This is a genomic window from Pseudonocardia humida (assembly GCF_023898865.1).
In the GTDB taxonomy this organism is placed as follows: domain Bacteria; phylum Actinomycetota; class Actinomycetes; order Mycobacteriales; family Pseudonocardiaceae; genus Pseudonocardia; species Pseudonocardia humida.
Genome location: NZ_JAGSOV010000039.1, coordinates 175,162 through 184,866, shown reverse-complemented (window position 1 = coordinate 184,866; position 9,705 = coordinate 175,162). Strand labels below are relative to the sequence as shown.

At 76.8% G+C, this 9,705-nt stretch carries 11 protein-coding genes; 6 read left to right on the top strand and 5 right to left on the bottom strand.

Annotation, left to right across the window (positions count from 1 at the left end; genetic code table 11):
• Positions 1-305 (bottom strand): hypothetical protein (locus tag KDL28_RS18980; protein WP_252440490.1); only part of this gene is annotated, 305 nt, incomplete at its 3' end.
• 201 nt (positions 306-506) lie between these two features.
• On the opposite strand from KDL28_RS18980, the gene KDL28_RS18975 reads away from it, so the two are divergent.
• Positions 507-1,190, top strand: coding sequence for a Crp/Fnr family transcriptional regulator (locus KDL28_RS18975; RefSeq protein ID WP_252440488.1), 684 nt, complete (start codon positions 507-509; stop codon positions 1,188-1,190).
• Positions 1,187-3,361 carry an adenylate/guanylate cyclase domain-containing protein gene (locus KDL28_RS41570; RefSeq protein WP_252440486.1) on the top strand — a complete coding sequence of 725 codons (2,175 nt, stop codon included), beginning with the start codon at positions 1,187-1,189 and terminating at the stop codon, positions 3,359-3,361. The genes KDL28_RS18975 and KDL28_RS41570 overlap by 4 nt, the downstream gene beginning before the upstream one ends.
• A 19-nt stretch (positions 3,362-3,380) precedes the next feature.
• On the opposite strand, the gene KDL28_RS18965 is transcribed toward KDL28_RS41570, so the two are convergent.
• The 3 genes from KDL28_RS18965 to KDL28_RS18955 form a co-directional block, all read right to left on the bottom strand.
• Entirely contained in the window at positions 3,381-4,313 is a 933-nt protein-coding gene (locus tag KDL28_RS18965) for a carbohydrate kinase family protein (protein ID WP_252440502.1), read from the bottom strand.
• Between the two features lie 185 nt (positions 4,314-4,498).
• Positions 4,499-4,852, bottom strand: a complete 354-nt coding sequence (locus tag KDL28_RS18960) for a HesB/IscA family protein (protein ID WP_252440484.1) — start codon at positions 4,850-4,852, stop codon at positions 4,499-4,501.
• A gap of 192 nt (positions 4,853-5,044) precedes the next feature.
• Entirely contained in the window at positions 5,045-6,163 is a 1,119-nt protein-coding gene (locus KDL28_RS18955; protein ID WP_252440482.1) for a glycerate kinase family protein, read from the bottom strand.
• 116 nt (positions 6,164-6,279) lie between these two features.
• Between KDL28_RS18955 and KDL28_RS18950 the strand changes: the two genes are divergently transcribed.
• Positions 6,280-6,918: a DUF3043 domain-containing protein gene (locus tag KDL28_RS18950; protein WP_252440480.1), complete on the top strand. Its 639-nt coding sequence runs from the start codon at positions 6,280-6,282 to the stop codon at positions 6,916-6,918.
• A 3-nt stretch (positions 6,919-6,921) separates the two neighbouring features.
• Here KDL28_RS18950 and KDL28_RS18945 read toward each other — a convergent pair whose 3' ends face one another.
• Positions 6,922-7,119, bottom strand: coding sequence for a hypothetical protein (locus tag KDL28_RS18945; RefSeq protein ID WP_252440478.1), 198 nt, complete (start codon positions 7,117-7,119; stop codon positions 6,922-6,924).
• Positions 7,120-7,145: 26 nt separating this feature from the next.
• Between KDL28_RS18945 and cobU the strand changes: the two genes are divergently transcribed.
• The 3 genes from cobU (at position 7,146) to KDL28_RS18930 (ending at position 9,702) form a co-directional block, all read left to right on the top strand.
• The gene (gene cobU, locus KDL28_RS18940; protein ID WP_252440476.1) at positions 7,146-7,784 is read left to right on the top strand and encodes a bifunctional adenosylcobinamide kinase/adenosylcobinamide-phosphate guanylyltransferase; all 639 of its coding nucleotides are present in this window, start codon (positions 7,146-7,148) and stop codon (positions 7,782-7,784) included.
• An 82-nt stretch (positions 7,785-7,866) separates the two neighbouring features.
• The gene (locus KDL28_RS18935; RefSeq protein ID WP_252440474.1) at positions 7,867-8,961 is read left to right on the top strand and encodes a nicotinate-nucleotide--dimethylbenzimidazole phosphoribosyltransferase; all 1,095 of its coding nucleotides are present in this window, start codon (positions 7,867-7,869) and stop codon (positions 8,959-8,961) included.
• A gap of 3 nt (positions 8,962-8,964) precedes the next feature.
• Entirely contained in the window at positions 8,965-9,702 is a 738-nt protein-coding gene (locus KDL28_RS18930; protein WP_252440472.1) for an adenosylcobinamide-GDP ribazoletransferase, read from the top strand.
• Positions 9,703-9,705 lie beyond the last annotated feature (3 nt).

Here is a 9,705-nt window from a genome sequence, read left to right as displayed (position 1 = left end):
GGCTCCAGCCGGCGCACGCCCGCCCGCTCCCCCGCCGGGGCGACCAGCCGGCTGCCGGCCAGGGTGAGCCGGGCCGCGGCCCGCTCGCCCCCGGCCGTGCGCCCCGCTGGCGCGATCAGCCCGGCCCGGACCAGGCGGTGCGCGGCGGGCTGGTCGCAGCAGCACCGGCCGTCGAGGAACAGGTCGGGCTGCGCGCCCACCACGACCTCGGCGCCGCCGCGGCCGACCGCCCGCAGGATGGCCAGATCGCGGTGGGTGAGCGCGGTCGGCGTGCTCGCGGCTGCGCTGTCGTCGGGCTTCGGCATGGTCCTCGGTCCCCTTCGGACGCCACCTCGACCGGTCGCGTCGCTGCTCTCGCTGCGGTGTTCTTCGGTACTCCGATCGTCGATGTGCCAGCACGATCCGTCATCGTCGCGGGGTGCGGTCGGGGCGTGGAAAAATGCACGTCCATCCGGCCGACCCCCCTAGACTCCGACCCGCACCGTGGCCATCGGGGAAAGGCCGTCATGGACGATTCAGAGGCCGCGCCCGAGGAGTTCATGGCGCAGCTCGACCGAGCCGACCGCGACGCGCTCAGCGAGCGCGCCCGCACCCGCCGCTGGCCGGCGGGCGCGTCGCTGTTCCTGGAGGGCGAGCGGTCCTCCTCGGTGCTGGTCGTGGTGTCCGGCCGGGTCAAGGTGTTCTCGCTGACCGAGCACGGCGAGGAGATCCTGCTGGCCGTGCGCGGTCCCGGCGCGCTGCTCGGCGACATGTCCGCGGTCGACGGGGCGCCGCGGTCGGCGACGGTGGCCGCCCTCGAACCGGTGGTGGCGCTCGTCGTGGCCACCCCGGTCTTCGTCGACTACCTGAGCAGCCGCGGCACCGCCGCGATGGTGCTCATCCGGCTGATCACCCAGCGGCTGCGCGACTCCGACCGCAAGCGCGTCGAGTTCGCCGCGTTCGACACCTCCGCCCGGGTGGCCCGACGGCTGGTCGAGCTGGCCGAGCGGTTCGGCGAGCCGGAGGCGGGCGGCGTGCGGATCACGGTCGCGCTCTCCCAGGACGAGCTGGCCGGCTGGGTCGGCGCCTCGCGCGAGGCCGTCGCCAAGGCCCTGCGCACGCTGCGCGAGCGCGGGTTCCTGACCACCGGTCGGCGCACGATGACCGTCCTCGACCTCGACGGGCTGCGCAAGCGGGGAGGCGGGCTGTGAGCGAGCCGAGCACCGCGACCCAGCGCACGGTCGCGATCGACCGCGCCGTCCTCGACCGGCCCCGCCCCACCGCCTCGCCCGCCGCGGCGGCGGCCGACGTGGTGCGCCGCGCTCGCGGCGGCGGCCGGGCCCGGGTGGCGATCTGGCTGTTCCACCTGGCCCTGCCGATGGCGGGGCTGTGGCTGCTGCTCGCCGTCCCGCAGGCCGACCTGCACCTCGAGCACCACCCGTCGCACTTCTGGCTGGTGTTCCTGACCGCGGCGCTCAGCGTCGGGCTGGGCGTGCAGGTCGACCGGTCGGCCCGCCGGCACGCCGACGCCCGGCTCACCCTGGTCGCGCTGGGCTTCCTGGCCGCCGCGCTGTTCCTCGGGCTGCACGCGGTGGCCACCCCCGGCGTGCTGCTCGACAGCAGCAACGGCGGGTTCGCGCTGGCCACCCCGGTCGGATTGGCCCTGGGCGGGGCCTTCGCCGCCGCGGCCACCCTCGACCTCGACGGCCCGCGGGGCGCGCAGGTGCTGCGCATCGCGCCCGGTCTGCGGTGGGCGCTGTTCGCGTTGACCGCGCTCTGGGGCGCGGTCTCGATCGCCGGGCTGCCCCCGCTGGCCGACCCGACCGTGGCCGAGCGCTCCAGCCCGCTGCTGATCGCGCTGACCGCGATCGCGGTGCCGCTGTACGTGCTGGCCGCCGTGCGCACGCTGCTGATGCACCGGCGCCGCCGGTCGGCCGTGCTGCTGGCCCTGCTCACCGCGGACGCGCTGCTCGCCGAGACCGCCGTCGCCGTCGCGCTGGGCGTCAACTGGCAGCTGACCTGGTGGCTGTGGCACGTGCTGATGGTGATGGCCTTCGGCTACGTCGCCTACAGCGCCTACATCGGCTACCGCAAGGAGGGCACCAGCACCGGCCTGTTCGACGCGGCAGGCACCGAGCAGACCGTGGCCGCCATCCGGCGCGAGTACGGCTCCGCGCTCGAGACGCTGGTCGGGGCGGTGGAGCGCAAGGCGGCCGGGGAGATCTCCGACGCCGAGATGGCCGTCTTCGCCGCGGGCGTGGCCGGCACGTTCCGGCTGACCGAGGCCCAGGTCGCGATGCTCGGGCGGGCCGCCGACGCGCTGCGCGCCGAGCGCGAGCAGATCGGCAGGCTGGGCGTGCTGGTGGCGGTCGGGCACGAGTCCCGGGTGCTGGTCGGCGAGCGCAGGCTGCTGGCCCGCTCGGTGCGCCGGGCGGTGGGCTTCGGCGCCGACGCCGTGCGCGTCGGGCTGCTCTCCGATGGCCGCCTGGACTTCCCGCCCGAGCTGGCCACCGACGAGCGCTGGATGCCGGACCCGGCCGCCGTCGCCCACCTGGAGCGCTCCGCCGACGGCCGGACCGAGACCGTGGAGCTGCCCGACGGCGTGCTGGCCTGCCCGCTGACGGTCAAGGAGCGCAGCGCGGGGGTGCTGCTGGCCCGCCGCGCCGGCGGCTTCGACGAGCGCGACCGCTCGCTGTTCGCCTCGCTGGCCACCCAGCTGTCCATGGGCCTGGAGAACGCCCGGCTCTACCACCAGCTCGACGGGCTGTTCCGGCAGTACATGTCCCCCGACGTGGCCACCGCGCTGATCGCCGACCCCAGCCAGGCCGCGCTGGGTGGCGCGGTCGTCGAGGTCACCTCGGTGTTCGCCGACCTGCGCGGGTTCACCACGTTCTCCGAGCAGGCCACCCCGCAGCGGATCGTCGAGATGCTCAACCGCTACTTCGCCGTGGCGACCTCGGCGGTCCTGGCCGAGGGCGGCACGGTGGTGCAGTTCGTGGGCGACGCCATGATGGCGCTGTTCAACGCCCCGGCCCGGCAGGCCGACCACGCCGAGCGCGCGGCCCGGGCCGCGCTGGCCATCCAGCGCCGGATCGCCGACGTCCGCGGCCCGGGCGAGCCCCTGTTCCGCGTGGGGGTCAACACCGGCCCCGCCCTGGTCGGCAACATCGGCAGCGACGAGCTGCGCAACTTCAACGCGATGGGCGACGCGGTCAACGTGGCGGCCCGGCTGGAGACGACCGCCGAGCCCGGCCAGGTGCTGATCGGCGACTCCACCTGCCGGCTGCTGCCCGCCGGGGCGGTCACCGAGCCGCTGGGCGAGCTGATCGTCAAGGGCAGGCGCGAGCCGGTGGTCGCCCACCTGCTGCGCGCCCTGCCCTGATCACGTGCTCGGGCCGCGCTCAGGCCGCGGGCAGGACCTTCTCGATCTCGGCGGTGGGCTCCGGGCCGAAGGCGTCGCTCAGCCGCCGCACGGCGGTGGCCCGGTCCCAGGCCCACTCCTGGCCGCCGTCGGTCTCCAGCACCTGCACCGCGATCAGCGACCCCAGCTGGGCCGCCCGCTCCAGCGACAGCCCGCCCGCGGTGCCGGCCAGGAAGCCGGCGCGGAAGGCGTCGCCGACGCCGGTCGGGTCGACCTTGGCGGTCTCCTGGACCACCCCGACGGTGATCTCCCCGACGTCCCGGCCGACGATCGTGGCGCCGTGCTCGCCGAGGGTGGTGATCCGCACCTCGACGCGCTCGGCGACCTGCTCGTCGGTCCAGCCGGTCTTCTTCTGCAGCAGTTCCCACTCGTAGTCGTTGGTCATCAGGTAGCGCGCGCCCTCGACCAGCAGCCGCAGCTCGGGGCCCTCCATGCGGGCGACCTGCTGGGAGACGTCGGCGACGAACGGGACGCCCAGGTCGCGGCACTCGGCGGTGTGGCGCAGCATGCCCTCCGGGTCGCTGGCGCCGATCAGCACGATGTCGAGCCCGCGCGGCACCAGCGGGGCCAGCGCGATCTCCCGGGAGCGGGCCATCGCGCCGGTGTAGAACGAGGCGATCTGGCGCATGTCGTCGTCGGTGGTGCAGACGAAGCGGGCGGTGTGCACGTCGTCGCACACCAGCACGGCCGAGCAGTCGACGCCGTGGTCCTCGAGCCAGCCGCGGTACTCGGCGAAGTCCGGGCCCACCGCGCCCACCAGCAGCGGCGACTGGCCGAGCACGCCCAGGCCGAAGGCGATGTTGGCGGCGGAGCCGCCGCGCCGGATGACGAGGTCGTCGACCAGGAAGCTCAGCGACATCCGGTCGAGTTGGTCGGCCACCAGCAGGTCGGCGAACCGTCCCGGGAAGTGCATGAGGTGGTCGGTGGCGATGGAACCGGTCACGGCGATGGGCACGATGACGCACCCTACCGCCCGCGGACGCAGCGGACCCCGGCTGAGGGAGCGCTGCTCCCCAGGCCGGGGTCCGGGTGCCATGAGCCGTGCGCCGTACAGCAGTGCGGGTGACGCTGCCGTACGGCGGATGGACTAGCGGTGGCTCAGTTGAACGAGTCGCCGCAGGCGCAGGAGCCGCCCGCGTTCGGGTTGTCGATCGTGAAGCCCTGCTTCTCGATCGTGTCGACGAAGTCGATGACGGCGCCGTCGAGGTACGGGGCGCTCATCCGGTCGACCCCGACCTTGAGGCCGTTGAACTCCCGGAACAGGTCACCGTCGAGCGAACGGTCGTCGAAGAACAACTGGTAGCGCAGGCCGGCGCAGCCACCCGGCTGCACCGCGATGCGCAGGTGCATGTCGTCGCGGCCCTCCTGCTCGAGCAGGGTGCGGGCCTTGATCGCGGCGGCGTCGGTGAGCTCGACGCGGTGCGTGGTCTCGACGGTGTTGTCGACGGTCATGGCTCTCCCAACAACGAGCGGAGCCCGGAATATTTCAGGGCCCTGACAACTTCGGCGCTGCGGCCCGACCGGGGTGGGCGGCCCGCTGGCGTTCCGACCGCCATAGTAGGCCGTCGGGGCGGCGGCACGCTCCGCGCGCCCGCCCCTCCGCCACGCGAGCGGGTGATCCCCGCCACGCCGCCCGTGGCGGGGTCAGCGGCTCCAGCGGCCGGCGACCCGCTCGGCCAGCGCCGCCAGCGTGCCTTCCGGGTCGGCCATCGAGCGCTCCACCCCGCCGGCGTCCTCGGCCACCGAGTAGGCCGAGTCGACACCCGCCGCGGCGGCCTCCCGCCTGCCCACCGAGACCTGCCCGGCCAGCACCAGGCACGGCACCGCCCGGTCGGCGGCGGCCCTGGCCACGGCGGTCACCAGCTTGCCGCGCAGCGACTGGAAGTCGAAGCTGCCCTCCCCGGTGACCGCCAGGTCGGCGGCGTCCAGCGCGGCGTCCAGCCCGACCAGCTCGCGCACCAGCCCGGCCCCGGACACCCGGCGGGCCCCGCAGGCCAGCAGCGCGGCCCCGAGCCCGCCCGCGGCACCCGCGCCGTCGTCGTCGCGGACGTCGACGCCGAAGGCGGCGGCCAGGACGTCGGCGAAGCGGGCGAGCGCGGCGTCCAGCTCCGCGACCGCGGCGTCGTCGGCGCCCTTCTGCGGCCCGAACACGGCCGCCGCGCCGTGCCTGCCCAGCAGCGGGTTGTCCACGTCGGCCGCCGCGACCAGGCGGGCCCCGCCCAGCTGCGGGCGCCCCGCCAGTGCGGTGCACCCGGCCAGCGCCGTCCCGCCCGGCCCGACCGGGGCGCCCGCGTCGTCGACGGCCACGGCGCCGAGGGCGGCCAGCATCCCGGCCCCGCCGTCGGTGGTCGCCGAGCCGCCCAGCCCGACCACCACCTCGCCCACCCCGGCGCCGACCGCGTGCGCGATCAGCTCGCCGACGCCCCGGCTGGTGACGGTGGTGGCCACCGCGGGCACCCGGCGCTCGCGCGGCACCAGGTGCAGCCCGCAGGCCGCGGCCGACTCCAGGTAGCCGACGCCGTCGAGCTCGAGCCAGCGCGCCCCGACCGGGTCGCCGAACGGGCCGGTCACCTCGAGGGTGTGCCACCGCCCGCCGCGCGCGGCGTGCAGGACCTCGACGAAGCCGGTGCCGCCGTCGGCCAGCGGGAGCAGCCGCAGCTCGTCGTCGGGGGCGTGGCGGCGCCAGCCCCTGGCGATCGCCTCCGCCGCCGCCGTGGCACTGAGCGTGCCGCCGAACGAGTCCGGAGCCACCACGACGCGCACGCGCGAAACCCTAGCGCTCACCGCACCCGCGCCGGGCGGTTCGGGCGCCCGGTCCTCCCCGCCCGATCGGAAGGCGCCCTCCTGAACCGGCGTGGCCTGCGCGTAAGGTGGCGTCCGTGAGGTTCCTGCGCCGTTCGACGCCCGCCACCGTCGGGGGCGACAAGCCCGCCGCGGAGGCGCAGGGGCCCGCGGCCACCGCCCGTCCCGACGCCAAGGGCCGCCCGACGCCGAAGCGGCGCGACGCCCAGGGCAAGCGCCGCGGCCCCGCCCCGCCCCCGCCCCGCACCCAGCGCGAGGCCGCCAGGTACGCCAAGGCCAACCGCCCCGAGCGCCCCAACCGCGACCAGCGCCGCCGCGACGCCGCCGAGCGCCGCGAACGCATGGCGGCGGGCGACGAGCGCTACCTGCTCCCGCGCGACCGCGGCCCGGTCCGGGCCTACGTCCGCGACGTCGTCGACTCCCGCCCGCACCTGATGGGCATGTTCATGCCCCTGGCGCTGGTGGTGCTGCTGTCGCTGGTGGTGCCGATCCCGTCCATCCAGCAGTACCTGAGCCTGTTCAGCCTGGTCGTGCTGACCGCGATGATCGTGGAGGGGGTCTTCCTCGGGGTGCAGGTCACCCGCCGCGCCCGGGCGAAGTTCCCCACCGAGGCGATCAACGGGCTGGGCACCGGCTGGTACGCCTTCACCCGGGCCAGCCAGCTGCGCAGGCTGCGCATCCCGAAGCCGAAGGTGGCGCGCGGCGCCAACCCGTAGCGGTCAGGCCTCCTCGAGCTCGGTGGGCGGGCCGGTCTCGGCGCCGTCCTCGAGGAGGACCACCCTCTTCACGCCGAGCCCGCGCAGCGACAGCCACTGGTCGGCGAACCAGCCCCGCGCCTCCTCCTGGCTCGCGAACTCCTGCTCGGGGCCGGACACCTCGGCGCCGTTCTCGTCCTGGTACCGCCAGCGGTAGCTCATTCGGCGGAGGCTAGCGTGCACCCGTGATGATCGCCCCCCGACGCACGCTGGTGCTGGGCGGCACCCGGTCGGGCAAGTCCCGTCACGCCGAGGACCTGCTGCCCGCCGACGGGCCCGTCTGCTACGTGGCCACCGCCCGCGTCGACCCCGACGACGCCGAGTGGTCCGCCCGCGTCGAGACCCACCGCTCCCGCCGCCCGCCGGAGTGGGAGACGGTGGAGACCACCGACGTGGCCGGCATCATCCGCTCCGGCGAGGACGACCTGCTGCTCGTCGACGACCTGGCGACCTGGCTGTCGGCCGTGCTCGACGATGCCGGCGCCTGGGAGGCCGACGCGCTGCCGCCCGCGGTGTTCCGGCAGGTCGTGGAGCTGGTCGAGGCCGTGGCCAGCAGCACGGCCCGGGTGGTGCTGGTCTCGGCCGAGGTCGGGCTGGGCGTCGTGCCGGGCACCCGGGCCGGGCGGCTCTTCCGCGACGAGCTGGGCGCGCTGAACTCCGCGCTGGCCTCGGTGTGCGACGAGGTCGTGCTGCTCGTGGCCGGCATCCCCCTGCGACTCAAGGAGCCGCAGGCGCCCCGCTCGTCCGGGTCGATCGACGCGACCGGGCGGATCCCGACCGTCGGCAGGCAGCCCTCCGGTCCGCCGCCGCCGGGCCGCTGGTCCTGACCCCGGTCCCCCGGGGCGGGCTCCCCCACCCGATCCGGGGTCGCGGCGCCGCGGCGGGCGCCGTGCGGGTAGACAGTGCGGCGTGGATCTCCTCGCCGTGCCCGCGCCCGACTTCGAGGCCCGCCGCGCCGCGGTCGCCCGGCACGCCGAGCTCGCCGTGCCCACCGGCGGGTTGGGGCGCCTCGCCGAGCTGGGCGTGTGGTTGGCCGCCGCGCAGGGGGTCTGCCCGCCCCGCCCGCCCGCCCGGCCGCGGGTGGTGCTGATCGCGGCCGACCACGGCGTCGCCGCGGCCGGGGTGTCCGCGCACGCCGCGGGCACGACGGCGCGCCTGGTCGCGGCGGTGCGGGAGAACACGACGCCGGTCGCCGTGATGGCGCCCGTGGCGGGCGCGTCGGTCCGCGTGGTGGACGTCGGCACCGACCCGGCGCCCGAGCCCGGCGCCCCCGACGCCGAGCGCCACCGCGTGCGCGCCGGCAGCGGGCGGATCGACCGGGAGGACGCGCTCACCGAGGACGAGACCGCCCGCGCGGTCCGGATCGGCCGCGACCTCGCCGACGAGGAGGTCGACTCCGGGGCCGACCTGCTGGTGCCCGCCTCGCTCGGCGTGGGCGCCACCACCCCGGCCGCGACCCTGGTCGCCGCGCTGACCCGCACCGAGCCGGTCGCGGTGATCGGGCGCGGCAGCGGCATCGACGACGCCGGCTGGATGCGCAAGGCCGCCGCCGTGCGCGACGCGCTGCGCCGGGCCAAGCCGCACTCGGCCGACCCCGTGGCGCTGCTGCGCGTGGCCGGGGGCGCCGACCTCGCCGTGCTGACCGGATTCTGCGCCCAGGCCGCGATCCGCCGCACGCCGGTGCTGCTCGACGGCCTGGTGGTCGGGGCGGCCGCGCTGCTGGCCGAGAAGATGGCTCCGGGGGCGAAGGACTGGTGGCTGGTCGCGCAGCGCTCGTCGGAGCCGGCGATGGACGTCGTGCTGGCCCGCATGCAGAAGGAGCCGGTGCTCGACCTGGGCCTGCGGATCGGCGACGGGGCCGGGGCCATGGCCGTGCTGCCGCTGCTGCAGATGGCCGCCCGGCTGCTGGCCGAGACCGCGACCGCCGACGCAGGCGGCGACACGGGCACCGATGCGACCGGCGACGCCGCCGGCGCGGCGACCGACGACACCGTCCCGGCCTGACCGGTGGCCGGCCTGGCGCTGGCCCTGAGCTGGCTGACCGTGCTGCCGGTGCGCACCGGCGCCCCCGCGCCCGCGGTGGCCGCCGCCGCGCTCCGCTGGGCCCCGCTGGTGGGCGCGCTGCTCGGGGCGGTGGCCGGGGCGGCGCTGTGGGGGCTCACCGCGCTCGGCGTGCCCGCGTTCGTGGCCGGGCTGCTGGCGGTGGGCCTGCTCGCCGCGGCCACCCGCGGGATGCACCTCGACGGCCTGGCCGACACCGCCGACGGCCTGGGCTGCTACGGCCCGCCCGAACGGGCCCTGGCGGTGATGCGCGACGGCGGCGCGGGCCCGTTCGCCGTCGTGGCGCTGGTCGTCGCGGTCGGGGCGCAGGCGGGCTCGCTGGCCGCGCTCGTCCCGGGCCCGACGGCGGTCGCGGCCGTCGCACTGGCCTGCGCGGCCGGCCGGGCCGGCTTCGCCTGGGCGTGCCGGCGCGGGGTCGCCCCGGCGCGCCCGGGCGGCCTCGGCGCCCAGGTGGCGGACTCCCAGCCGTGGTGGGTGGCCGTGGCCTGGTGGGTGGCGCTCGGCGCCGCGGGCTCGGCCGTGCTGGGGTGGCGGGCCCCGGTGGCCGTGGCCCTGGGCGCCGGGCTGGTGGTGCTGCTCTCGCGACACACCGCCCGCCGCTTCGGCGGCGTCACCGGCGACGTCCTGGGCGCCGCCACCGAGGTGGCCACCACCGCCGCCCTGGTCGTCCTGTCCACCACCTGACGG

Bases quoted from the DNA above. Each gene is read 5' to 3' on its own strand.
- KDL28_RS18975 (WP_252440488.1), top strand. From the start codon at position 507: ATGGACGATTCAGAGGCCGCGCCCGAGGAGTTCATGGCGCAGCTCGAC.
- KDL28_RS18965 (WP_252440502.1), bottom strand. From the start codon at position 4,313: ATGCACTTCCCGGGACGGTTCGCCGACCTGCTGGTGGCCGACCAACTC.
- KDL28_RS18960 (WP_252440484.1), bottom strand. From the start codon at position 4,852: ATGACCGTCGACAACACCGTCGAGACCACGCACCGCGTCGAGCTCACC.
- KDL28_RS18945 (WP_252440478.1), bottom strand. From the start codon at position 7,119: ATGAGCTACCGCTGGCGGTACCAGGACGAGAACGGCGCCGAGGTGTCC.
- cobU (WP_252440476.1), top strand. From the start codon at position 7,146: ATGATCGCCCCCCGACGCACGCTGGTGCTGGGCGGCACCCGGTCGGGC.